The 22,001-nt window shown below is 64.7% G+C and carries 23 protein-coding genes; 7 read left to right on the top strand and 16 right to left on the bottom strand.

What is annotated here, in order from left to right:
• Positions 1–4: 4 nt before the first annotated feature.
• Complete coding sequence (locus tag NOF55_RS09985; protein WP_306411225.1) at positions 5–1,537, bottom strand: ABC transporter substrate-binding protein; 1,533 nt, start codon at positions 1,535–1,537, stop codon at positions 5–7.
• Between the two features lie 415 nt (positions 1,538–1,952).
• Between NOF55_RS09985 and NOF55_RS09980 the strand changes: the two genes are divergently transcribed.
• The gene (locus tag NOF55_RS09980; RefSeq protein ID WP_306411224.1) at positions 1,953–2,921 is read left to right on the top strand and encodes an alpha/beta hydrolase; all 969 of its coding nucleotides are present in this window, start codon (positions 1,953–1,955) and stop codon (positions 2,919–2,921) included.
• A gap of 105 nt (positions 2,922–3,026) precedes the next feature.
• On the opposite strand, the gene NOF55_RS09975 is transcribed toward NOF55_RS09980, so the two are convergent.
• The 3 genes from NOF55_RS09975 to NOF55_RS09965 all read right to left on the bottom strand — a co-directional run bounded on the left by NOF55_RS09975 (position 3,027) and on the right by NOF55_RS09965 (position 5,453).
• Positions 3,027–3,704, bottom strand: coding sequence for a GntR family transcriptional regulator (locus NOF55_RS09975; protein WP_306411223.1), 678 nt, complete (start codon positions 3,702–3,704; stop codon positions 3,027–3,029).
• A 33-nt stretch (positions 3,705–3,737) separates the two neighbouring features.
• Positions 3,738–4,679: a dihydrodipicolinate synthase family protein gene (locus tag NOF55_RS09970; protein ID WP_306411222.1), complete on the bottom strand. Its 942-nt coding sequence runs from the start codon at positions 4,677–4,679 to the stop codon at positions 3,738–3,740.
• Between the two features lie 69 nt (positions 4,680–4,748).
• Entirely contained in the window at positions 4,749–5,453 is a 705-nt protein-coding gene (locus tag NOF55_RS09965) for an RraA family protein (RefSeq protein ID WP_306411221.1), read from the bottom strand.
• A gap of 136 nt (positions 5,454–5,589) precedes the next feature.
• On the opposite strand from NOF55_RS09965, the gene NOF55_RS09960 reads away from it, so the two are divergent.
• The 6 genes from NOF55_RS09960 (at position 5,590) to hisC (ending at position 12,715) form a co-directional block, all read left to right on the top strand.
• Positions 5,590–6,924 carry an LLM class flavin-dependent oxidoreductase gene (locus NOF55_RS09960; RefSeq protein ID WP_306411220.1) on the top strand — a complete coding sequence of 445 codons (1,335 nt, stop codon included), beginning with the start codon at positions 5,590–5,592 and terminating at the stop codon, positions 6,922–6,924.
• A gap of 6 nt (positions 6,925–6,930) precedes the next feature.
• Positions 6,931–8,322, top strand: a complete 1,392-nt coding sequence (gene hydA, locus NOF55_RS09955) for a dihydropyrimidinase (protein ID WP_306411219.1) — start codon at positions 6,931–6,933, stop codon at positions 8,320–8,322.
• A gap of 230 nt (positions 8,323–8,552) precedes the next feature.
• Complete coding sequence (locus tag NOF55_RS09950) at positions 8,553–9,566, top strand: Bug family tripartite tricarboxylate transporter substrate binding protein (RefSeq protein WP_306411218.1); 1,014 nt, start codon at positions 8,553–8,555, stop codon at positions 9,564–9,566.
• A 73-nt stretch (positions 9,567–9,639) separates the two neighbouring features.
• The gene (locus NOF55_RS09945) at positions 9,640–10,095 is read left to right on the top strand and encodes a tripartite tricarboxylate transporter TctB family protein (RefSeq protein WP_306411217.1); all 456 of its coding nucleotides are present in this window, start codon (positions 9,640–9,642) and stop codon (positions 10,093–10,095) included.
• 22 nt (positions 10,096–10,117) lie between these two features.
• Positions 10,118–11,623: a tripartite tricarboxylate transporter permease gene (locus NOF55_RS09940; protein WP_306411216.1), complete on the top strand. Its 1,506-nt coding sequence runs from the start codon at positions 10,118–10,120 to the stop codon at positions 11,621–11,623.
• A gap of 9 nt (positions 11,624–11,632) precedes the next feature.
• Entirely contained in the window at positions 11,633–12,715 is a 1,083-nt protein-coding gene (gene hisC, locus NOF55_RS09935) for a histidinol-phosphate transaminase (RefSeq protein WP_306411215.1), read from the top strand.
• A gap of 6 nt (positions 12,716–12,721) precedes the next feature.
• On the opposite strand, the gene NOF55_RS09930 is transcribed toward hisC, so the two are convergent.
• From NOF55_RS09930 to NOF55_RS09875, 12 genes are all read right to left on the bottom strand, one after another.
• Positions 12,722–13,129 (bottom strand): VOC family protein, encoded by a 408-nt coding sequence (locus NOF55_RS09930; RefSeq protein ID WP_306411214.1) that lies wholly within the window; start codon positions 13,127–13,129, stop codon positions 12,722–12,724.
• Between the two features lie 219 nt (positions 13,130–13,348).
• Positions 13,349–14,335 (bottom strand): calcium/sodium antiporter, encoded by a 987-nt coding sequence (locus NOF55_RS09925; protein ID WP_306411213.1) that lies wholly within the window; start codon positions 14,333–14,335, stop codon positions 13,349–13,351.
• Between the two features lie 66 nt (positions 14,336–14,401).
• Positions 14,402–15,064: a nitroreductase family protein gene (locus NOF55_RS09920; protein ID WP_306411212.1), complete on the bottom strand. Its 663-nt coding sequence runs from the start codon at positions 15,062–15,064 to the stop codon at positions 14,402–14,404.
• A gap of 36 nt (positions 15,065–15,100) precedes the next feature.
• A complete protein-coding gene (locus NOF55_RS09915; RefSeq protein WP_306411211.1) occupies positions 15,101–15,496 on the bottom strand; it encodes a CBS domain-containing protein in 396 nt (131 codons plus the stop codon).
• Complete coding sequence (locus NOF55_RS09910; RefSeq protein ID WP_306411210.1) at positions 15,493–15,657, bottom strand: hypothetical protein; 165 nt, start codon at positions 15,655–15,657, stop codon at positions 15,493–15,495. The genes NOF55_RS09915 and NOF55_RS09910 overlap by 4 nt, the downstream gene beginning before the upstream one ends.
• Before the next feature lie 3 nt (positions 15,658–15,660).
• Positions 15,661–16,635, bottom strand: a complete 975-nt coding sequence (locus NOF55_RS09905; protein ID WP_306411209.1) for an FAD:protein FMN transferase — start codon at positions 16,633–16,635, stop codon at positions 15,661–15,663.
• 4 nt (positions 16,636–16,639) lie between these two features.
• Entirely contained in the window at positions 16,640–17,860 is a 1,221-nt protein-coding gene (nqrF, locus tag NOF55_RS09900; RefSeq protein WP_306411208.1) for an NADH:ubiquinone reductase (Na(+)-transporting) subunit F, read from the bottom strand.
• Positions 17,857–18,459: an NADH:ubiquinone reductase (Na(+)-transporting) subunit E gene (gene nqrE / locus NOF55_RS09895; RefSeq protein ID WP_306411207.1), complete on the bottom strand. Its 603-nt coding sequence runs from the start codon at positions 18,457–18,459 to the stop codon at positions 17,857–17,859. The genes nqrF and nqrE overlap by 4 nt, the downstream gene beginning before the upstream one ends.
• On the bottom strand, positions 18,456–19,115 hold the full coding sequence (locus NOF55_RS09890; RefSeq protein ID WP_306411206.1) for an NADH:ubiquinone reductase (Na(+)-transporting) subunit D: 660 nt from the start codon (positions 19,113–19,115) through the stop codon (positions 18,456–18,458). The genes nqrE and NOF55_RS09890 overlap by 4 nt, the downstream gene beginning before the upstream one ends.
• On the bottom strand, positions 19,112–19,918 hold the full coding sequence (nqrC, locus tag NOF55_RS09885; RefSeq protein ID WP_306411205.1) for an NADH:ubiquinone reductase (Na(+)-transporting) subunit C: 807 nt from the start codon (positions 19,916–19,918) through the stop codon (positions 19,112–19,114). The genes NOF55_RS09890 and nqrC overlap by 4 nt, the downstream gene beginning before the upstream one ends.
• Positions 19,911–20,720 (bottom strand): RnfABCDGE type electron transport complex subunit D, encoded by an 810-nt coding sequence (locus NOF55_RS09880; RefSeq protein ID WP_306411204.1) that lies wholly within the window; start codon positions 20,718–20,720, stop codon positions 19,911–19,913. The genes nqrC and NOF55_RS09880 overlap by 8 nt, the downstream gene beginning before the upstream one ends.
• On the bottom strand, positions 20,717–21,967 hold the full coding sequence (locus NOF55_RS09875; RefSeq protein WP_306411203.1) for a hypothetical protein: 1,251 nt from the start codon (positions 21,965–21,967) through the stop codon (positions 20,717–20,719). Before NOF55_RS09875 ends, NOF55_RS09880 begins: the two co-directional genes overlap by 4 nt.
• Positions 21,968–22,001 lie beyond the last annotated feature (34 nt).

Genomic DNA, 22,001 nt, shown 5'->3' with positions numbered 1-22,001 from the left:
ACGCTCACTTCCAGCTGGACAGGAAGAAGAGGGGGAAGCCGTCTGCGGTCGGTACGAAGTTCAGCTCCTCGCTGAACGCATAGGGCTTGGAATGGGCGTAAAGCGGAACCCAGCACAGCTCTTCCTGAACCTTTTGCAGTGCTGCCTTGTAGGCCGCATTGCGCTCCTGCGGATCGATGGTGGTGTCACCCTTGTCGAGCAGCGCCTTGACCTCCGGGCTCTGGCAATAATCGTCGGAAGTCATCTTCAAAAGCACGCTCGCGATGCCCGAAACGTCGTTCAGGCCGGAGGAGGACCAGCTGGTCTGCACGACCTCGATCTTCGAATTGTCCATCTCCGCCCGCAGGCCGGCCCATTGCAGCATGGTGATGCTCGACCGGATGCCGACATCGCGCAGATTGCCGACGATGGCTTCCAGCAGGTAGCGGTCGCGGTAGGCGTCGATCTCGATCTCGATCCCGTTGGGATAGCCGGCCTCGGCCAGCAGGGCCTTGGCCTTCTCGGGATCGTATGCATAGCTTATGACGTCCTGCGTGCAGCCGACCTGGGTCGGATAACAGCCGGCGTTCAGGACCTGGCTGGCCGGGCCGACAAGGCTTTTGGCAATCCCTTCCTTGTCGATGGCATGGGCGATGGCCTGACGGACGCGGATGTCCTTGACCGGCGTGTCGCCGCTCCTGCCGGTGGCATCGAGCATGAGATAGCTTATTCGCATGTCAGGCCCGTCGATGACGGTGACGCCCGGCATTTCGCGCATCTGGTCGGCCGAATCCTGCTGCATGCCTGTGACCCAGTTCACCGAGCCGACCATGAGTTCGGCAAGCGCCGTTTCCGTGTCGAGAATGGTCTTCATCACGACCCGGCCGATGGCCGGCTGGCCCTTCGGTCCGTCGAAATAGGCTTCGTTGCGCTCCAGCACCATGTCGCCGCCGGGCGTGAAGCTCGTCATCCGGTAGGGGCCGGTGCCGATCACCGGCATATGCGCGTAATCCGGCTGGCCGTCGGCGGTTTTCGGCGGGTTGAGCCAGACTTCCGAGGGCATGATGCCCATCCGGGTGCTTGCCAGGAATTCTAGGGCTGCCGGGAAGGGCGCTTTCGAGACGATGCGGACGGTCATGTCGTCGACCTTCTCGATCTGCTCCATCCAGTTAACCAGGCTCGCATTCATCACCTTGGTGGCCGGATCGATGAGCTTCGAATAGCTCACGACGACATCCTCGGCATCGAAGGCGCTGCCGTCATGGAAGGTGACGCCGGGGCGGAGCCTGAATTCGAGCGTCCGGTCGTCGATCCGCGTCCATTCCGTGGCCAGAAGCGGCTCGTACTCCATCGTCTCCGGATTGCGATAGACGAGCGTGTCCATCGTATGCTGCATCATCGCCGCGATATCGACGAGGTTTTCCCACCAGACGAGCGGGATGCTGGCTTCGATATTGGTCACCCACACCAGCGTATCGTCGGCTTTCCCGGCCTGGGCGGCAGAGCCCGACGCTGCAAGGAAGGCGGCGAGGGAGAATGCTTTGGCTAAGGTTTTCATTGGTTCCCCTTTTTTCATAATGTTGAATATTTTATGTATGTCTTCAGTATATCATAATCCACGGAGGAAACTACAGGGATATTCTATGGAATTTTCCAGAAAAACCGTAACGGGAACGGCTGTCCTTATCGTTGTTCTGTTTTATATTTCTTATTATGAAATAAATGAATGGGACAGGTAGCGAGGACGCGGTGGCGGACAGGCTCGGGTTGCACCGCAGGCCCTGCCGCAACCCTGATCGGGCGGCCGGTTCCGGCTTCGCCCGATCAGGGTTGCGGCGGACGGAGGTGCTACGGGTTCAGGTCGACCGGCCCGCTTCAAAATGAGAGCATTTCCGGCAAAAGTGTGAAACTGTTTTTGCGTGCGGCCGTTTTGCCAATCCTTGCCCGCTCTCTTTGGACCTCGACCGTTGCCTATGCTTCATATCGACGAAAACGACCTTGCCGAAATGAGGCGGTTCAATCGAAAACTGGCCTTTGCTCCTCGTTTCAGCGTCCGCCACCGGTTCGTTCCGATGCTGGTCCAGTCGCTCCTGCGGGTTTCGCAGCTTGGAAGCGATCACGCGGCGAGGAAGGCCGGCCTGTCGGTCGAGCAACGCCGCGTCGGGGCTGGCGACAAGGAGGTGGGCGTGCGCGTGCTTCGTCCCCAAGGCCGCGTGCGGGGCGTGGTGCTGGACATTCATGGCGGCGGCTGGGTGATCGGGAATGCGCGGATGAACGATGCGCTGAACGTGGCGATGATCCGGGCCTGCGACGTCGCCGTGGTTTCGGTGGATTACCGTCTCGCCTGGCGCGCGCCGATCGGGGAGATCATGGAGGACTGCCTGACGGCAGCGCGGTGGCTGTTGGCCGGCGGCATGCCCGAATATCGAGACCTTCCCGTCATCGTCGTGGGCGAATCCGCCGGCGGCCATCTCGCGGCCGCCACGCTCCTGCAACTGAAGCGGTGGCCCGGCCTGCTCCGCAATGTGGCGGGCGCGGTTCTCTATTATGGCGTTTACGATCTGGCCGGGACGGACAGTGTCCGGCGGGCCGGGCCCGACACGCTCCTTCTCGACGGACCGGGCATGGTGGCCGACCTGCGGAAGCTGACACCGGGGATGAGCGACGCCGGGCGCCGGCAACCGCCGCTATCGCCCCTTTATGGCGACCTCGGCGGCTTTCCCCCGGCATTGATGCTCGTCGGAGAGCGCGATCCCTTGCTCGACGATACGTTGCGGCTGGCCGAAAGATGGCGAGAGACGTCGAAGGTCGAACTGCATGTTGTGCCGGATGCGCCCCACGGCTTCATCCGCTTCCGAACGGGCATGGCCGCCAAGACGCTGGCGGCCGCGCATGCCTGGATCCGGGGCCGGCTCGACGAGAGCGAGGCCGGCCGCGCGTGAGGCTCGGCACGGCCGCAGCATTTCCGGGCGCAGAACAGCTGCGTATTTTTCGGGAAATGCCCTGGTGGCGTGGGCGGCATAGTCGCCGGCAGACCGGCCTGAGCCTCAGCCGAATTTGTTGAATTCGTTCAAAATGGCGTTCTTCGCGCCATCGAGATGAATCCGCATGGCTTCCACGGCGCCGGCCTTGTCTTTGGCCAGGAGCGTATCGATCATCCTGAGGTGTTCCTGGCGCCCGGGATGGAAGCGGCTTGGAATCCGGCTGCGATCGAACAGGCGCGTACGCCGCCGCAAATCCGCGATCGTACGGGCGAGCAGCCTGCTGCCGCTTGCCTCGGCAATCATATTGTGAATGCGATCGTCCAGGGTCCAGTGGTCGACAGGGCTCACGGTTTCTTCCATACCCAGAACGGCCTGGCGAAGATCCTGCAAAGCCTCCGGGGCAAGATGCTCGACGGCAAGAGCTACCGCCTCGGTCTCCAGCAGGCGGCGCATGTGGTGAATTTCGAGGTAGTCGCTCAGCGTCAATGTCTGAACGGCCAGCGAGCGTCCGTTGCGGACGACGAGGCCTTCGCCTTCCAGCCGCCCGATCGCCTCGCGCATCGGCGTGCGCGACAGGCCTAGATCGGACGCCAGCTTCCCCTCGGAGATCAGCTGGTTCCCGGCCAGGCTGCCGTCGAGGATCTTCGCCAGCACGGTGCTATAGGCGAGTTGCACAAGCGAGCCGGAATGCGCGCCGCTATCGTCCTTCGCCTCTGTCACCCGTTCGCCCGCCGATTTCACCCTCTGCCTCCTCATGCCGGATTTGCCTGTCGATCAGCCTTCGAGCTTTTCCAGGCGCCTGTGGACGCGATCGATAAGTCTGTCCATATCTTTCATGTCCGACCGCGTCAATTTGGGGCCGGGCTGGCGCACGAAGGGACTGGCGATCGCCCCGCGGCGATGCAGCGCTTCCTTGCGGAAGGCAAGGCCCAGGCCCGGTTGCGCTTCGTGGCGGACCAGGGGCAGATAGGCGTCGAAGATATCCTCGGCCCGGTCCCTGTCGCCTGCGGCATGTGCCGCGCAAACCTCTACCAGCATCTCGGGGAAGCAGAAGCCGGTCATCGCGCCGTCGGCGCCCCGGTCGAGTTCCTGCGGCAGGTGCAGGCCGCCATTGCCCGTCAGAATGCTGATGCGGCGGCGGCGGCCGGATGCCTCCGTCTCGCGCAGCGCCGTCAGCTTGTTGAGGCCGGGCCAGTCCTCGTGCTTGAGCATGGCGATCTGCGGAAGGTCTTCCACAAGCCGGTCGATGAGGGGAGGCGACATCTGCACCGTGGTCGCCAGCGGAAAGTCCTGGAGGATCACCGGGACGTCTTCGCCGAGGCCGGCGCAGACCGCCGTGAAATAGGCGGCGATCTGGGCGTCTGTGCGCAGGGAATTGAGGGGAGCGACCATCACGCCGGCCGCACCCATCTCCATGACGTCATGCGCCAGACCAACGAGATTGCCAAGGCCGGCATTGCTCACTCCGACAGCGACGGGCACGCGGCCGTCCACCACCTCGAAGACCGTTCTGGCGAAGATCCTGCTTTCCTCGTCCCCGAGCTTGCCGGCCTCGCCCATCATGCCGAGGATGACGATGCCGTCCACGCCGGCATCGAGATAGAACTGCATCAGACTTTCGACGCTTTGCAGATCCAGCCTGCCGTCATCGCGAAAGGGCGTGACGGAAATGACATAAACACCGCGGGTCTTCTCGTTGATCCTGTGGGCAGACATTCACTCCGCTTTCTGTCCGGCGCCGGGCATGGCTGCACCAACGGCCGGACCGGGCATGCTCGTTGATATTCAGGGCTGTCGGGTCTTGCACCATTCCGCATAGGCGCGGCGCGTTTCCGCATCGGGCGGATATGTCGTTTCGAGCGGGGCACCCGCCGCAATTCTCTCGACGAGGAAGGCTTCCAGCCGTTCCTGCTCCCCGGCTTCCTCGGCGACCGTCTCCGCAAGGTCGCGGGGAATGCAGACCGCGCCCATCTCGTCGGCCACGATGATGTCCCCCGGATAGACCGCGACCCCCGCGCAGCCGACAGGCACGTTCCAGTCCACGACCTGGAAGCGCGAGCTTCCCGGCACGCCCGCCGGGCCAAGGCCGTAAACGGGCAATCCGGCGGCGGCGATGCCCGCCAGGTCGTTGACGCCGCTGTCGGTGATGAAAGCCGCAATGCCGCGCATCTTCAGGGAAAGCGCGATGATGTCGCCGAGCGGAGACGCATCGGCAATGCCGCCGCCGTCGAAGACGACGCATTGTCCATCGGCGACTTCGGCAAGCGCCTTCCGGTGGAGATTGGGCGTCTCGCCGCGGGCCACCGCCGCGCGCATGTCTTCCCGCACAGGGATGGTGCGCACCGTGAACGCCTCGCCGACGATACGTCCCTCCGCACCGGTGAGCGGCTTCAGGCCGGACATGAAGCGCGTGGCCAGCCCCTTTTTGAAGAGAACCGCCACGATCGTTGCCACAGAGCAGTTCCGCAGGCGCTGTTTGGCGCTTTCCATCTGACTTCTCCCTTGCCGCCGGACGCCGACGCTCAAAAACTATTGCATATTATGCCGTTTGTATATCAATTGTATAATATCGTCGCGCGCAAGCGGCCGCAAGAGAAACTTCCTTCCAAATACGGGGTGAGCGGATATGGCAAGAAAGCTGGCACTCGGAGCGTTCCTACACGGGTTCGGCCATCATCAGGCGGGTTGGCGTCATCCTTCGACCGATCCGGATTCGGAGTTTTCGCTGCGGCACTACGTGAAACTGGCCACCATCGCCGAGCGCGGTACGTTCGATCTCGTCTTTCTGGCCGACGCCGCGGGATGGCGCGACTGGGAAGTCGACACCATGAAGCATATGTCGCGCTCGGCCATACTCGAGCCGCTGACGCTTCTGACCGCCCTTGCCGTGAGCACCTCGCGGATCGGGCTGGTCGCCACGGCCTCCACGACCTATTACGAACCCTATACGGTGGCCAGGCTTTTCGCCTCCATCGACCATATCAGCGGCGGGCGCGCCGGCTGGAATCTCGTGACGTCGACAACGGAATCGGAGGCCCGGAATTTCAGCCTCGCGGCACAGATTCCGCATTCGGAGCGCTATGCCCGGGCCGACGAATTCGCCGAAGTGGTCCGCGGCCTCTGGGATAGCTGGGACGACGACGCCTTTCCGCGCGACAAGGAGACGGCGCTTTATTTCGATCCGGACAGGGTGAGGCGCCTCAACCACAAGGGCAAGTATTTCTCCGTCCAGGGGCCGCTCAACGTTCCGCGTTCGCCGCAGGGGCATCCGGTCATGGTGCAGGCCGGCTCGTCGGAAGCCGGGCGCGAGCTTGCCAGCAAGACCGCCGACCTGGTCTTCACGGCCCAGCCGACCATCGAGGCCGCCCAGGCGTTCTATGCCGACCTGAAGGGGCGCATGGCTGCGCATGGTCGGGCGCCCGACGAACTGCGCATCCTGCCCGGCATCGTGCCGACGATCGGGCGGACCCTTGCGGAGGCCGAGGCACGGCAACAGGAATTGCAGGAACTCGTTCCCCCCGCCGTCGGTCTCGCCCAGCTCCGCGACCTGTTCGGCGGCTTCGACCTGTCTGGCTATCCCCTCGACGGGCCGTTACCGGACATCCCGGAAACCGAAGGCGGCAAGACCCGGCGGCAGATCCTGATCGACATGGCGCGCTGCGAGAATCTCTCCATCCGGCAGCTTTACCAGAAGACCACCGCGGCGCGCGGCTTCCTGTCCATCGTCGGCACGCCGGAAATGGTGGCCGACGAGATGCAGCGCTGGTTCGAAGAGGGTGCGGCCGACGGCTTCAATGTCATGGCTCCCGTCATGAGCCGGGATCTGGAGGATTTCGTCGATCTCGTCGTGCCGATCCTGAAGGAACGGGGCTTGATGCACGACGCCTATGTCGGCACCACGTTGCGGGAACATCTCGGCCTTCGCAGGCCGCTCTCGCCGTTCCGGCAGGCTCAGGAGTAATCGCGCATGGAAACCTCTGTTTTCGATCTGGTCATCCGAAACGGCACGGTCGTCACGGCTTCCGACACCGCAAGGGCGGATATCGGCGTGCGGGACGGGGCCATCGCCGCCATCGGCCGCGGTCTTGCGGGACGGGAAACGATCGACGCGGAGGGACGATACGTTCTCCCGGGCGGCGTCGACACCCATTGCCATGTCGAGCAGATGACGGCGGCGGGCATCATGAATGCCGACACGTTCGAAAGCGCCACGCGCTCGGCGGCCTTCGGGGGCACGACGACCATCATCTCCTTCGCGGCCCAGCACCGCGGCATGGATCTGGCCGAGGTCGTCGCGGATTATCACCGCCGGGCCGAGGCCGGCGCGATGATCGACTACGCCTTCCACATGATCGTGACCGATGCGGGGGAGCGCAACCTTGCGCAGCTTCCCCGGCTGGTGCGCGACGGCCACGGCTCCATCAAGCTGTTCATGACCTACGATCCCCTGATCGTCGACGATGCGGCGATCCTTTCGCTCATGCAACTGGCGAAGGCAGAAGGCGCGATGATCTGCGTCCACGCCGAAAACCACAGCATGATCGCCTGGGCGTCCGCGCGCCTGATCGAGGCGGGCTGCACCGCGCCGAAATATCAGGCGCTTGCCCATCCGCGCGAGGCCGAGGCCGAGGCGATCGGGCGGCTCATCGCGCTGTGCGAATATATGGACCAGCCCGTCACCGTGTTTCATGTTTCGACCTCCGAGGGGCTGGCGCTCATTGCAGCGGCGCGTCGGCGGGGCGTCCGCATTTTCGCCGAGACGTGTCCCCACTATCTGCTGCTGACCGCCGACGACATGGACAAGCCGGGCATGGAGGGCGCGAAGTGGATGTGCTCGCCGCCGCTTCGCCGGACATCCGACCAGGAGGCGCTGTGGCAGGGGCTTGCAGCCGGAGACCTGACGATCGTCTCTTCCGATCACGCGCCCTTCCGCCACGACGCCACCGGCAAGCTGAGGGCGGGGCCGACGGCGAGCTTCAAGCAGATCGCCAACGGCATGCCGGGGCTCGAAACCCGGATGATGCTGATGTTCGACCAGGCCCTGCAAGGCCGCATCAGCCTCAACCGGATGGTCGACCTGACGGCGACGACGCCGGCCAAGACCTACAACCTGCATCCGCGCAAGGGCACGATCGCCGTCGGGGCCGATGCGGATCTGGTTCTCTGGAATCCCGAGACCCGCGTCACGCTTGCCGACGCGATGATCCATGACGGCACCGGCTACACGCCGTTCGCGGGCAGGACCATCCAGGGCTGGCCCGAAACGGTGCTGGTGCGCGGAACGCCGGTCGTGCGCGACGGCGCCACGCACGTGCCGCCCGGTTTCGGGCAATTCCTGCGGACCTCGGGAAAGTTATAAACTTCATCATCTTGAGAACAAATTTCAGGCATTTCCGCCAAAATATAAGCACACGACGGAAAAATCCTCTCCGAAGGGCGGATATGGAAGAATAAGAATTCGTTTTTCAAGATTTGATGGCAATGCCGTGTTTGACATTATTCAACTTGTATACGAACATAATAATATCGAACATCCACCCAACGGCATACGGCGAGGCGTCGTGTGATCGCGTCAACAGCGAGAGTCAGATGAGCGTTATTTCAGTTCTCCAGAGACTTGCCGGCAGAATGACTGTCGCGACGGTTGCTGCCCTCGGGCTTTCGGCTGCATCGGGCGAGGCCGTCGCCCAGTCGACTTATCCCGCACGGCCCGTCACCATCGTGGTCGGTGCCGGCCCCGGCGGCGGCAACGACGTCGCCGCCCGCCTGATCGCCGATTACCTTTCCCGGGAACTGGAACAGCCCTTCGTGGTGGAAAACCGTCCCGGTGCTTCCGGTGCCCGCGCCAGCGAATATGTCGTCGCCCAGCCGGCCGACGGCTACACGCTGCTTCTGGGCAATACCGCCACGCAGATCTATAACTCCATGCTTCTGGCCGACAGCACCTTCGACCCGAACCGCGATACCGTTCTCGCCGGCATGTTCGGGCAGAGCACGAACCTTCTGGTCGTCAACCCCCAGTTGCCGGTGAATTCGGTGGCCGATCTCGTCGCTCTCGCGAAGAGCAAGCCCGGTGAGCTGAATTTCGGTTCCGCCGGCAATGGCGGATCGGTTCATCTCTCCGGAGAGTATTTCCGCCTCAAGGCCGATATCGATGTCGTGCATGTGCCGTTCAAATCCGGCGCCGAAATGGCCACCGACATCATAGCGGGTACGACCGATTTTGCCGTCGACAATCTCCCGACATCCTATTCCTTCGTAGTCAACGGCCAGTTGAAGGCGCTGGCGGTGACGTCGGAGAAGCGCTGGCCGACGCTGCCGGACGTACCGACGATGGCGGAAGCCGGCTTTCCCGATTTCAATGTCCTGAGCTTCTATGGCCTCTTCGCCAGAACCGGAACCGATCCGGAGATCCTCGCGAAGATCGATGCGGCCGTCGAGAAATTCATCTCGGACAAGGATGAGGGCGAAGCGAAGCTCGACCGCATCGGCGCCATTCCCTTCCGCCTTGAGCCGGCCGATTATTCGGCGTTCATCGACGAGCAGAGCAAGGTCTGGCGGGCGATGATCGCCGCAGCCGGCATCGAGGAAGTCAAGCGATAAGAGGCCGGCCCCGGATGCGGCGGCGCATCCGGACGTCTCTGGAATTCCGCCCGGAGAGATGAAAGTCATCGGAATGATCAATCGGGACATTTGCTGCGGCGTACTTTTCATCCTGATCGGCGTCCTGTTTGGCTATCAGGCATTGTTTCACCTGCAACTGGGCACGCTCAGAAACATGGGGCCGGGCTTTTTCCCGGCCTTTCTTTCGGGCGTGGCCATTGTCATCGGCCTGTCGGTTGCGGTCTCCGGCATCCGGCAGGGCGGGCGCGAGGCGGTTTTCGACCTGCCGTGGCGGGCAATCGCGGCGATCCTGGCCGGCCCGCTGATCTTCGGGATCATGATCGCTCCTTTCGGTCTGGTGCCCAGCATTCTGGTTCTGGCGATCGTCGCCGCCGGCGCCAGCCGCAAGACGTCGCCCTTGTCCGCCCTGACGATATCGGTCGTCATGACGGCGTTCTGCACTGTCGTCTTCACGTTCGGGCTCGGCATTCCCATCCCGCTTTTCGGCCCCCTGCTCGTGACGCCTTGATCCTGAAGGGACGATTGAGTTCATGGAACTGCTCGACCATCTTGTCCTCGGCATGAATGTTGCCTTGCAGCCGTCAAACATCTTCTTCTGTTTCGTCGGTGCCCTGCTCGGAACGTTGATCGGCGTGTTGCCGGGCGTCGGTCCCGCGGCCACGATCGCCATCCTGTTGCCGATCACCTATTCGCTGTCGCCCGCGACGTCGATCATCATGCTGGCGGGCATTTATTACGGCGCCCAGTACGGCGGGTCGACCACGGCGATCATGATCAATCTGCCCGGGGAAACGTCCTCGGTCGTCACCGCCATCGACGGCTACCAGATGGCCCGCAAGGGCCGGGCCGGCGCCGCCCTGGCGATAGCCGCCATCGGTTCTCTCTTCGCCGGAACCGTGTCGACATTCGTGCTGGCCCTGTTCTCCGTGCCGCTGAGCCGGCTGGCGCTCAGCTTCTCGGCCCCGGACTATTTCGCGCTGATGGTGCTGGGCATGCTGGCCTGCATCGCGCTGGCGAGCGGCTCGCTGGTCAAGGCCCTCGGCATGAGCGTCGTCGGCATGCTGGCCGGACTGATCGGGACCGACATCTATACCGGCTCCGTCCGGCTGAATTTCGGCCTGTTCAGCCTCGCGGACGGCCTCAGCGTCGTCGCCATCGCCGCCGGCGTCTTCGGCCTGTCGGAGATCATCCGCAACACCGAGAACGAGACCGGCGAAGGAACCACCTCGCTGAAGCGGGTCGGAAGCCTGATGCCGACACGCGAGGAAATGCGCCGTTCCGTCGGGCCCGTCATCCGCGGGACCGGTATCGGCACGGTTCTGGGCATCCTGCCGGGCGGCGGCGCGGCACTGGCCTCCTTTGCGGCCTATGTCACGGAAAAGCGCCTTTCCCGGCGAAGCCACGAGTTCGGCAAAGGCGCCGTCGAGGGCGTGGCGGCGCCGGAATCCGCCAACAACGCCGGTGCGCAGATGTCGTTTCTGCCCATGCTGACGCTCGGCATTCCATCCAATCCGCTGATGGCTCTTTTCATCGCGGCGCTGATCCTCCAGGGCATCGTGCCGGGGCCGAACGTCCTCAACGCGCAGCCAGAACTCTTCTGGGGTCTCATCGCGTCGATGTGGGTCGGAAACATCATTCTGGTGATCCTCAACCTTCCGCTGATTGGCCTGTGGGTCCGGCTGCTGACGATCCCCTATCACCTGCTCTTTCCCGCCATCGTCGTCTTTGCCGTTTTCGGTGTCTACGGCACGCAGAACAGCGTCGCCGATCTCGCCGTGATGGCCTTCTTCGGCGGCATGGGATACCTCTTCGTCCGGTTCGGCTGCGAACTCGCCCCCTTCATTCTCGGCTTCATTCTCGGCCCGATGCTGGAGGAATATCTCAGACGGTCGCTGATCCAGTCCCGCGGCGACTTCATGATTTTCGTCGAGCGGCCGATCAGCGCCGTGCTGCTCGGCCTTGCGCTCGTCCTGATTATCGTCGCAAGCCTGCCGTCGGTCGTGCGGCGGCGCCGGCAAGTCTTTTCCGAGGAATGATCCATCGCCATGAAAACCGCCCCCATTCCCTATATCGCCGAGGCCGGCTTCAGCGTCACGCGGCACGGCAAGCCCTCGGGGCCGCCCGAAAGCTGGATTCAACTGGCATCCAATGAATCGAGCTTCGCCGCAAGTCCCGCCGCGATGGAGGCCGTGCGGCGCGCCATCGGCGAAATCCACCGCTACCCCGAGCCCTCCTCCTCGGACCTCAGAAACGCCATCGCCGCGCGTTACGATCTCCCCGCCGAGCAGATCATCTGCGGAAACGGCTCCGAAGCCGTGATCGAGACCATCTACCGTTGCTATGCGCGGCCGGGCGACGAGGTGGTCTTCAGCCGTTATTCCTTCATCCAGTTCCGGATTTTCGCTGAACGGGTGGGGGCGACGGCGGTGCTTGTCGACGAGCGCGACTACACGCCGGACATCGACGCGCTGCTGGCCGCCGTGACCGCAAAAACGAAGATCGTGCTGCTGGCCAATCCCAACAATCCGACTGGCACATGGCTGCCGCGCTCGGAAGTTCGCCGTCTTCGCGACAATCTGCGGCCGGATATCGTCCTTGTTCTGGATGCGGCCTATGCGGAATATGCCGAGAGCGAGGATTTCACGGCGGGCCATGAACTGGTCGCGGGAACCGAGAATGTCATCGTCACCCGCACCTTCTCCAAGGCGTTCGGCCTTGCCGGGCTCCGGGTCGGCTGGGCGCACGGGCCGCTGTCGATGATCAGGGTGCTCGGGCGCATGAAGCAGATCGGCAATGTGAACCGGCTTGCGCAGACGGCAGCCATCGCCGCCCTCGGCGATCTGGCATTCGTGAACGATGTCGTCCGCACCACGTCCGCATCGAGGAGACGATGCGCCGAAGCCCTCGAGGAACTGGGCTTTCCCTCGCTGCCGAGCCAGGGCAATTTCCTGTGTACCCGGTTTCCCGATGCTGCGGCCGTTCACGCCTTCCTGCTCGGGCAGGGCATCGTGGTGCGGCCGATCGAGGATTACGGCCTGGGGGATTTCCTGCGCATCACCATCGGTTCGGACGGCGAGATGGACCGGCTGATTGCGGCGTTGAAGCAATACCGCGACGAAAAGGGCTGAGAATGTTCAGCCCTTGTCCCGCGGCGGGTAAACCCAGCGAGGATCGCGAAACTCCTGGATTTGCAGGTGGTAGCCCTGCGGGTCGCGGAAGAACGTGGCGATCAGGGTGCCGTCGCCGAGCGGGCGGGGCGGATGCTCGAACTCGACGCCCTTTGCCAGAAGATATTCGTACATCGCCATGACATCGGCGCAGAGGAACGTATACATCACGCCCTTGGTGCCGAGCGGACGTTCGGCCATGCAGCAGACACCGAGGAAAGCGCCGGGGGCCGTGCGGAAAACCCGCGTACGCGGCTGTTCCAGAACCAGCTCGAGTTCGAGAACGTCACGATAAAACGGGACAAGCTTGTCGAAATCCTCGGTGTAAAGCCAGGTGACGGCCTGTTCTATCTCGGGGCGTTTCAAGTCGGACATGGGAAGCTCGGCATTTCGGGAAAACATATTATACATGATGTATACCAACCCGCTTCGGCTGCCAAGCCCGGGGTCGGGACAATTCTTCCTCTCGTCCCGTCGAAGGCGCACCGCCGGGCGAGCGACCGTGTTCTCTCCGGACGATGGCACGCGCCAAATATTTGTTTTTTGCAATTGCAAACGGAAAAGGCTTCACACTCTCCCTGGAGGTGCTCCGGCCTATTGGACGAACGGCGCGCCGTTACGGACGAGTAACAAATAGGCGAAGTAGGCCGCATAGCAGGTCAGGAACGCGCCGCCCTCGATCCGGGAGATGCGTCGGCCGCTGAGGAAGACGGGCACGCACAGCAAGGTGGCAACAGCCATGACCGGAATGTCGACGCGGATCAGCGTTTCCTCGACGGGAATGGGGCTGCCTGGCACCAGCATGGTCAGACCGAGGATGATGAGGATGTTGTAGACGCCGCTGCCGAGAAGATTGCCGACGGCGATATCGCGCTCGTTGCGCAGCGTCGAGACGATCGTGGTGACGAGTTCCGGGCTCGACGTTCCGATGGCAACGATCGTCAGGCCGATCAGCGCTTCCGAAACATTCAGCCTGCGCGCAAGATCGGTGGCGCCGTCCACCAGCCAGTCGGCGCCGGCGATGATGATGGCGATGCCGGCGATCATGGCGATTACGTTCACAAGACCGGCACGCCGGATGGTCTGCACGCGCCTTGGCAAGACCGGCAGGGCGGTCTCGACGGCAACGGTTCTCGTCCGCGCCCCGCGCACCACCAGAACCGTATAGGCAAGACCGCACGTCAGGAGGAGGGCACCTTCGACCCGGGACAGAAAGCCGTCGGCTGCCGATATCCAGAACGCCAGCGCGGCAAGGACCATCGCCGGCAGGTCCAGCCTGAGGGAAGCCGGCTCCAGGGTCAGCGGTCTGAAGAGCGCGGTGAGACCGAGAATGAAGAGCAGGTTGAAGGTATTGGTGCCGGCGATATTCCCGACGACGAGGCCGCCTTCACCGTCGAACGCCGCCTCGATGCCGACCGCCAGTTCGGGCGTGCTCGTGCCGATGGCGACAACCGTCAGCCCGATCGTCAGCGGCGAGATGCCAAGCTGGCGTGCAAGGGTCGAGCCGCCACGCACCAGCATTTCGGCACCGGCGACCAGAGCGGCCAGCCCCAGCGCGCACCAGATGACCGCAGCCGTCATCGGCCGCACCTTTTCGGGCACGGCCGATGGCGAAAGCCTCTATGACGACGCAAAACCACGTCGAAATCAGCCGATTTCACCCACCGGCTGGATATAGGTCACCGAGAGGTGGTCGGGGAATTCCAGGGCGGTGTGTATCGCCTCCCTGTCCACCGTGCCGAGCAGGCACGTGCCGATCCCTTCGGCCGCGCAGAACAGATAGACGTTCTGTGCCATGATCGCCGAATTGACGCGGGCGGCGATCTCCAGTTCCTCCGGCGCGGAGGTGGCGATGTCGCCGGCCGCTTCCTCGAGCCTCTGCCTGTCCGAGACGTAGATCAGCACCGCCGGCGCCCGGCGGACGAAGGCGGTGGGGCTGACGTCGGCGCGGATATCGGTGTCGGACACCTTCTCGAGCGTGTTGGCGACCGGGTCGTAGAGGCTGACGCCGTCCTCCAGCGCGGCATAGATGTCGATGTTCTTCGCGCCGTGCCAGGCGGGCGCGGTGCGGCCGTCGCTATCGGGGCGGTTCACCCCGTTGGCCGCCCACAGGATCTCCAGCACCTTTTCGCGCGAAACGTCGCCGCGCCCGAACCGCTTGGTCGAGCGGCGCAGCATCAGGGCCTCTTTCACCGAAACGGTCTCCGCACCGCCGGGAGCCGGCTGCGCATTGGCCACGCCGACGATGCCGGCGGAGGCCGCGACGCCGGAACCGGCCAGGAATACTCGTCTTGAAAACTGCTGTGTCATGGTATCAGTCCTTTCCTTTTCATGGATGCCGTCCGGTCATGTCCATTGCCGCGAGAGGGCATTGAGCACATCCGTGCGACTGATCTGGCCGACGAACCGGCCGTGACGGGTGACGGGAAACCGCCGGAACGAGCTGGCGACGAAGCGTTCGCAGGCTTCGACGATGTCGAGCCCGGCATCGAGCGTCTCCAGCTCGGTACTCATGTAGTCGGCGACGCTGCCGCCCCATTGCTTGTAGTAGGAAGCGTTGAGCGCCGCCTTGAGGCAATCGCGCTTCGACAGCACGCCGACGAGATCGCCCGCCGGATCGAGCACGCAGGCGCCCGACACGCCGTTCTCCATCAGAATGGACACGGCGCGCACGATCTCCATATCCGGCGTCAGGGTGATCAGATCCGTGCGCATGTGATCCGCGACCGTATCGAGCTTCATGGTTTCCTCCCTCCGGGATGTCTGTCGCAGGCTTGGCAGCGGCCGCCGCAGGCCGCGCCGCCGCATGAGCCTTTCAGCGGCGCGCGGCCGGCAAGCAGGCCGGCGGCCAGCGCCAGCATGGCGAAACCTGTCAGGAGGATGGCGGCGAGAACGGTCTGCATGGCTCAGCTCCACCCGTGTTCGATGAAAAGTGCATTGGCCTCGGCCCTCAGACCGCCCGCCTCACGCAGGAGATAGAGCACCGGCAGGCCGTTGGCGGAGGCGTAGGCAAGGCCGCGTTCCGGCCCCATCACCATCAGCGCCGTGGCGAAGGCGTCGGCCTTGAGAGCGGTGGGGGCCAGCACGGACACGGAGGCGACACGGTTGTAGACGGGCTCGCCGGTGGCGGGGTCGATCGTGTGGCTGTAGCGGCGGCCGGCGATCTCATAGGCGTTGATCGCATCGCCCGAGGTCGCCATCGCCATGTCCCTGAGGGCGAGCGCGGAGTGGATGCCCGAGCCTGCCGGATCGGCAATGCCGACGCGCCAGGGAACGCCGTTCGGCCGCATGCCGCGGGCATAGACCTCGCCGCCCACCTCGATCAGGAAGCACGGCACGCCTTGAGCGCCCATATGCCCGGCGAGCCGGTCCACCGCATGGCCCTTGGCGATGCCGCACAGGTCCAGCGACAGCGCCGGATCGGCCTTCGAAAGCCCTTCGGTCCCGGCGGCGAACGCCGTGTAGGGACCGGCATGCCCGGAATCGATCGGCCCGAAGCCGTAGCGGTGAACCGCAGGCCCGACGCCCGGATCGAACGCGCCATCCGTCAGCCTCGCCATGTCGAGGGCCCTGGCGGCGACGGTGTGAAATTCCTGCGATACCGGAAAAGAGGTCGTGCCTCGATGGCGATTGAAACGCGAAAGCTCAGAATCCGCCCGAAACGGGCTCATCGAGCGGTAGATGCCGGTCAGGATATGACGGAGATCGGCGCCGAGGGCGCGGGCATCGGCGTCTCGCGGCAGAGTGACCTGCCAGCGCGTGCCGAAAGCGCGCCCGGAGATCCGGACGAGATCGGCTTCGCCCGACCGGGCGATCGACGGCAGGGCCGCCAGTCCCGCCAGGCCGCCCAGTCCAACCAGTATCTCGCGCCTTGTCGCCATGATCCTAAATCCCGAAATCGTCGTTGAAGATGCTGTCGGTCTCGACACCGCATTCGTCGAGCATTGCGTAGACGGCCTCGATCATCAGCGGCGGGCCGCACAGGTAGTATTCGCAGTCTTCCGGTGCCGGGTGATCCCGGAGATAGGCGCGGAAGACGACGTCGTGGACGAAGCCTGTCTCACCCTCCCATGCTTCGGTACGGGCGGGCTCGGAAAGGGCCGGCACCCAGCGGAAATTCTCGTAGCGGTGGGCAAGCTCGTCGAATTCCTCGGCATAGAACAGCTCGCTGCGGCTGCGCGCGCCGTACCAGAAGCTGATCCTGCGCGGGCTGGCCTGACGTTCGAGCATGTCGGTGATGATGGCGCGCAAGGGCGCCATGCCGACGCCGCCGCCGATGAACACCATCTCGCGGTCGCTGTCCTGCGCCCCGAAATGCCCGTAGGGGCCGGCGACCTCGACCTCGTCGCCCTCGCGCAGCCCGAACAGCCATGACGAGACGATGCCCGGCGGCGCGTCGGGGACGGCCGGCGGCGGGGTGGCGAGGCGGATGTTCAGCACGATCAGGCCGGCATCCAGGGGTCGGCTTGCCACTGAATAGGCCCGCGACACCGGCTCGGAACTCTGCGACGACAGCCTGTCGATCCCGAGCTTCTTCCATTCGGCGGCATGCTGCGGTTCGAGCGCGATGTCGGAAAAGGCAAGCCTGTAGGCCGGTGCGGTGATCTGCACGAAGTTGCCGGCGCGGAAGTCGAATGTCGCGTCCTCGGGCAAGGCCAGCACGATCTCCTTGATCAGCGGCGTGACGCTGCGCGACGACGCCACGCGGCAGCGCATGGTGGTGATGCCGAGGACCTCGTCCGGCACGGTGACGGCAAGATCGTTGCGCACCACGACCTGGCAGGCAAGGCGCACGCCTGCCCGGACGTCGACGGGGGAAAGGCGCGCCCGTTCTGTTGGCAACGGCGCTCCGGTCCCCGTGACGCCGCTGACCCGGCACAGGCCGCAGGTGCCGGCACCGGCGCAGCCGGAGGGCACGGCGATGCCGTTGCCGTTCAATATGTCGAGCAGCTTGAAATTGGCCGAGCCGGCGATCTTCCGCTCGCCGTTGACGGTGATCGTGACCGGCCGCGACGGCAGGAGATAGTCCCGCACCGTGTGGACGAGCGCCGCCAGTACGACGAGCAGCAGGGAGATGAAAACGATGCCGAGCAGGATTTCCGTCATAGCACGCGCACCCCCACGAAAGCGGAGAAAGCCATCGACAGGAGCCCGGTGACGATGAATGCGATGCCGAGGCCTTGCAGGCCCTTGGGAATATCGGCGTAGCGCAGCCGCTCGCGGATCGCCGCCAGCGCGACGATGGCGAGCGCCCAGCCGATGCCGGTGCCGACGCCGTAGACGGTGCTTTCTGCGAAATCGTACTGCCGCTCCACCATGAACAGGCTGCCGCCGATAATGGCGCAGTTGATGGCGAGCAGTGGCAGGTAGATGCCGAGCGCGCGGTAGAGCGCAGGCACGAAGCGGTCGAGCAGCATTTCGATGATCTGAACCATCGCGGCGACGATGCCGATGAAGGTGATGAGCCGCATGAAGCCGAGGTCGACATCGGGCAGCCCCGCCCATGCAAGCGCGCCGGCGCTGAGGATATAGGCGTGCAGCAGATAGTTCAGCGGAACGCTGAGCGACTGGATGACGATCAGCGCCACGCCGACCCCGAAGGCCGTTTCCACCCGCTTGGAAACGGCGAGGAAGGTACACATGCCGAGGAAGAAGGACAGCGCCAGGTTTTCCTCGAAGATGGAGCGCTGGAACAGCTCGATCATGTCTCGACCGTCCTTTCCTGCTGGCGCAGTTCGAATTCGGGCGCCTCCACCTGGGCCGGGCGAAGGCTGCGAACCGCCCAGACGAGAAGGCCGAGGATGATGAAGGCGCTCGGCGCGAGCAGCATCAGGCGCAGCGGCTGGTACCAGCCGCCGTCGGCTGCCAGCGGCAGCAGGTTGACGCCGAACAGGCTGCCGGAGCCGAACAGCTCGCGGATCGCGGCGACGGCCAGCAGGACGAGGCTGTAGCCGAGGCCGTTGCCGACGCCGTCCACCATGCTCGGCACCACCGGATTGTGCAGCGCATAGGCTTCGGTGCGCCCGAGCACAATGCAGTTCGTCGCGATCAGCGAGACGAACACCGTCAGCCGTTGGCTCATCTCGTAGGCGAAGGCCTGGAGCATCTGGTCGGCGACGATCACCAGCGAGGCGATGATGGTGATTTGCAGGATGATGCGGACGGAAGACGGGATATGGCGGCGGATGGCGCTGATGATGCCGGCCGAAAGCCCGAGCACCACCGTCAGCGCGATCGACATGGTCAGCGCGGTGGACATGGAGGTCGTGACCGCCAGCGCCGAGCAGATGCCGAGGATGTGGACCGTCACCGGGTTCTTGTCGACCAGAGGGTCCGTCAGGTTGCGGAACGGGACTGTCATCTGATCTCTCCTTCCTTCAGCCTTTCGAGGAAGGGCCCGAAACCGCGTTCGCCCATCCAGAATTCAAGCATGTCCGAAATCGCGTAGCCGGTGACGCTGGCGCCGGATATGCCGTCGACCTCGTGGGGGCCGCTCGCATTGCCGCGCACCACGGAAATGGCGAAGTCGCCGTCGTCGAAGATCCGCTTGCCGGCCCATTGCGCCTGCCAGCTTTCCTCCGCGATATTGGCCCCGAGGCCGGGCGTTTCGCCCTGCTCGTAGACCGTGAAGGCGGCAACGGTGTCGAGATCGGCCTCGAGCGCCAGATAGGCGCGGATCGTCGACTGATAGCCCGCGCCGCGGACCGGCAGCACGACCAGCGCAAGGTCCTCGCCGCGCCGCAGGAGGTAGACCAGCGCCTGGTTTTCCCGGCGGCCGAGGCCGGCGAAATCGTCGGCCCGCGGCAGGGCCGTGCTTCTCTCGGGATCAGCCGCCGCGGCGCGCTGATCGAAGGTCGCCGGGTCGACATCCGCCGCCACCAGACCGGTGTCGAGGTCGATGACGAGCGTCTCCACCGCGCTCGCCCCGGCCTCCTGCAAGATCTCGCCGATGCCCGGAAGGTTCTCCAGCATCTGCGTCATGCGGCCCTGCTGCTGGGCCGCGATGTTGGCCTGCTGGACCGGGCGCAGCACCACTGTGGCGATGGAGACGGTGAGGCCGCAGCCGACCGCGACCAGCAGCGACATGCCGATCGTCTTCACCCGGTCGGTGTTCGGCCGGTCGAGAAAGCGCCGCCAGAGGCCGGAAAAGCGGGTGTTAGCCATAACGCCTTGCCCTCCGCTTCACATGAACGGCGACGACCAGATAATCGATCAGCGGCGCGAAGATGCTGCTCATCAGGATGGCGAAGATTGCCGCGCCGAACACCGATCCCGCCTGCGAGAACAGGCCGATGAGCAGGCCGGTCAGAATGCCCTGTGCCCAGCGGCCTGCATCGGTCGAGGCCGAGCAGACGGGATCGGCCGCGAGGAACAGGATCGCGCAGCTAATCGCGCCCGAAAGCAGGATGGGCGAAGGATCGTTCCCCTGCGCCCAGACGGCCAGGGCGAGCGCACCGAAAGCACCGAGCAGCAGGCGCCACGACGCCTGTCCGCTGAGAAGCAGCAGCACCAGGGCAGGGACCAGCGTCGCCAGGGGAATGTCGGGGCCGGCGCGGTAATCGACGTCGGTGAAGGAGAACATCAGGAAGGCGAGGGCAGCCACGGCCGGATGGACGAAGTTGCGTCCGCGCCCGCCGAACACCTGCTCGGCGATCACCACGCCGAAGCTGACGCCGAGAACCAGTTGCCACAGCGGCGCCTCCGCCGGGACGAGCAGGGCGATCAGCGTCGCGGTGACGATGCCGTCGAGCCCGGGCCCGAGGCCGCGGATGCGCGCGAAGACATATTGCCAGGCGAGCGTCAGGACTAGGGCGAGGAGCAGCCGCATCGCGAACTGTGTTCCTCCCGCAAGAAGTGCCGCCACCGCCGGCGCGATCAGGCCGAGAAGTGCCGGCATGACGCTGCCGGCCAATGCGGTGCGGCCGAGGCGCCCGGCGTGCAGCCCGTGGAGGAATGCAATGCTCATAGCCTGTCCTCCAGTTCGTCGAGCGTTGCCCGCAGAAGCGCGCCATAGTCCGTTCCCGAGCCGTCGACATAGTTCAGGAGGGCCAGATCCTCTTCCACCAGTTCGAGCGCGCCGAGCTTTGCAGCCGTTTCCGCGTCGCCGGTGCTGATGGCGCGCAGGAAGGGTGCGGGCAGGATTGCGCAGGGCGCGGCCCGCTCATGAACGGCGTTGGGAATGAGGGGCGGGGGGGCGCGTTCATCATCCGGCGGGCGGAGATAGCGGGACAGCAAGGAACGGCGGGGCGGCGGCTGGTGCGGTATCGCGGCGGCCTGCACGTCGTAGCGCCGCAGGAAGTGTTCGGCCGCGCCGCCGAGCGGCGAACCGGACAGCAACTGGACTGCCGGACCCGTGAGGCCATTGCCGAAAAGATCGCGCAGATTTGCGCCGGGCGGCGCAAGCGCCAGACGCGGATTGTGGGTGCCCGGACCCGTGAGGGCTATAACGCGCCGCGTCCAGATCCGGCCCGTATCGAGCAGGCAGCCGATGGCGATCACGTCCTGATAGCCGATGTGCCAGACCATCCGGCCTTCCCCGACGGGGTGGATGTGGTGGATGTGCGTGCTGGGCAATCCCGCCGGATGCCGGCCCGAGAAACGGACCGTCGTCGTGCCCTCGACATCGGGGAGAGAGGCATCGGCCGCCTGGCAGACATAGACCGAACCGTCGGTAAGATGGCGCAGCGCGCCCGCACCCAGCCGGAACCATGTTTCGAAGCGTCGTATGACGGGCGCCGGATCGCCCGCCAGCGGAGCGGTGTCGATGGCGGTCACGAAAACGGCATCGGGAACGGCGGCCGCATCGGCGATGCGCCCGAAGGGGCGCGTGCGAAGGGCCTGCCAGCCGCCGCTCGCCATGAGAAGCGATTGCACCGTCATGCGATCCGGCTGCGCGGGCCTTTCGAATTCGACGGCCTCGTCTCCCTCGACGTCGATGACGATGGAATCGAGGCTTCTGCGGCGACCATGCGCGATGGCGCGAACGGTGCCGGCGACGGGGGCGGTATAGACCAGACCGGGCCGGCGGCGGTCGGTGAAAAGCCGTTCTCCGGCGCGCACGCGCTGTCCCGCCGCAACGTTTATGATCGGGCGCAGGCCCGGATAATCCTCACCGAGAAGGGCTATCGAACGAACCGCCACGGTCTCGTCAACTTCCTGGTTTGGCTTGCCTTGCAGTCGAATTTCGACCCCACCCTGGATTTTGATGCGCACTCCTGGCGCTCCTCCTCTTGCTTGTCGCAATCAC

Origin of the sequence: Ectorhizobium quercum (assembly GCF_026552795.1) — a bacterium.
Taxonomy (GTDB): Bacteria; Pseudomonadota; Alphaproteobacteria; order Rhizobiales; family Rhizobiaceae; genus Ectorhizobium; species Ectorhizobium quercum.
The sequence above is the reverse complement of the archived record's forward strand: the minus strand, read 5'-3'. Positions and strand labels throughout refer to the sequence as shown.

Bases quoted from the DNA above. Each gene is read 5' to 3' on its own strand.
- nqrE (WP_306411207.1), bottom strand. From the start codon at position 18,459: ATGATCGAGCTGTTCCAGCGCTCCATCTTCGAGGAAAACCTGGCGCTG.
- NOF55_RS09940 (WP_306411216.1), top strand. From the start codon at position 10,118: ATGGAACTGCTCGACCATCTTGTCCTCGGCATGAATGTTGCCTTGCAG.
- NOF55_RS09880 (WP_306411204.1), bottom strand. From the start codon at position 20,720: ATGAGCATTGCATTCCTCCACGGGCTGCACGCCGGGCGCCTCGGCCGC.
- hisC (WP_306411215.1), top strand. From the start codon at position 11,633: ATGAAAACCGCCCCCATTCCCTATATCGCCGAGGCCGGCTTCAGCGTC.
- NOF55_RS09985 (WP_306411225.1), bottom strand. From the start codon at position 1,537: ATGAAAACCTTAGCCAAAGCATTCTCCCTCGCCGCCTTCCTTGCAGCG.
- NOF55_RS09980 (WP_306411224.1), top strand. From the start codon at position 1,953: ATGCTTCATATCGACGAAAACGACCTTGCCGAAATGAGGCGGTTCAAT.
- NOF55_RS09965 (WP_306411221.1), bottom strand. From the start codon at position 5,453: ATGGAAAGCGCCAAACAGCGCCTGCGGAACTGCTCTGTGGCAACGATC.
- NOF55_RS09930 (WP_306411214.1), bottom strand. From the start codon at position 13,129: ATGTCCGACTTGAAACGCCCCGAGATAGAACAGGCCGTCACCTGGCTT.
- NOF55_RS09970 (WP_306411222.1), bottom strand. From the start codon at position 4,679: ATGTCTGCCCACAGGATCAACGAGAAGACCCGCGGTGTTTATGTCATT.
- nqrC (WP_306411205.1), bottom strand. From the start codon at position 19,918: ATGGCTAACACCCGCTTTTCCGGCCTCTGGCGGCGCTTTCTCGACCGG.
- NOF55_RS09960 (WP_306411220.1), top strand. From the start codon at position 5,590: ATGGCAAGAAAGCTGGCACTCGGAGCGTTCCTACACGGGTTCGGCCAT.
- nqrF (WP_306411208.1), bottom strand. From the start codon at position 17,860: ATGACGGAAATCCTGCTCGGCATCGTTTTCATCTCCCTGCTGCTCGTC.
- NOF55_RS09920 (WP_306411212.1), bottom strand. From the start codon at position 15,064: ATGACACAGCAGTTTTCAAGACGAGTATTCCTGGCCGGTTCCGGCGTC.
- NOF55_RS09890 (WP_306411206.1), bottom strand. From the start codon at position 19,115: ATGACAGTCCCGTTCCGCAACCTGACGGACCCTCTGGTCGACAAGAAC.
- NOF55_RS09905 (WP_306411209.1), bottom strand. From the start codon at position 16,635: ATGGCGACAAGGCGCGAGATACTGGTTGGACTGGGCGGCCTGGCGGGA.
- NOF55_RS09910 (WP_306411210.1), bottom strand. From the start codon at position 15,657: ATGCAGACCGTTCTCGCCGCCATCCTCCTGACAGGTTTCGCCATGCTG.
- hydA (WP_306411219.1), top strand. From the start codon at position 6,931: ATGGAAACCTCTGTTTTCGATCTGGTCATCCGAAACGGCACGGTCGTC.
- NOF55_RS09945 (WP_306411217.1), top strand. From the start codon at position 9,640: ATGATCAATCGGGACATTTGCTGCGGCGTACTTTTCATCCTGATCGGC.
- NOF55_RS09950 (WP_306411218.1), top strand. From the start codon at position 8,553: ATGAGCGTTATTTCAGTTCTCCAGAGACTTGCCGGCAGAATGACTGTC.
- NOF55_RS09925 (WP_306411213.1), bottom strand. From the start codon at position 14,335: ATGACGGCTGCGGTCATCTGGTGCGCGCTGGGGCTGGCCGCTCTGGTC.
- NOF55_RS09915 (WP_306411211.1), bottom strand. From the start codon at position 15,496: ATGAAGCTCGATACGGTCGCGGATCACATGCGCACGGATCTGATCACC.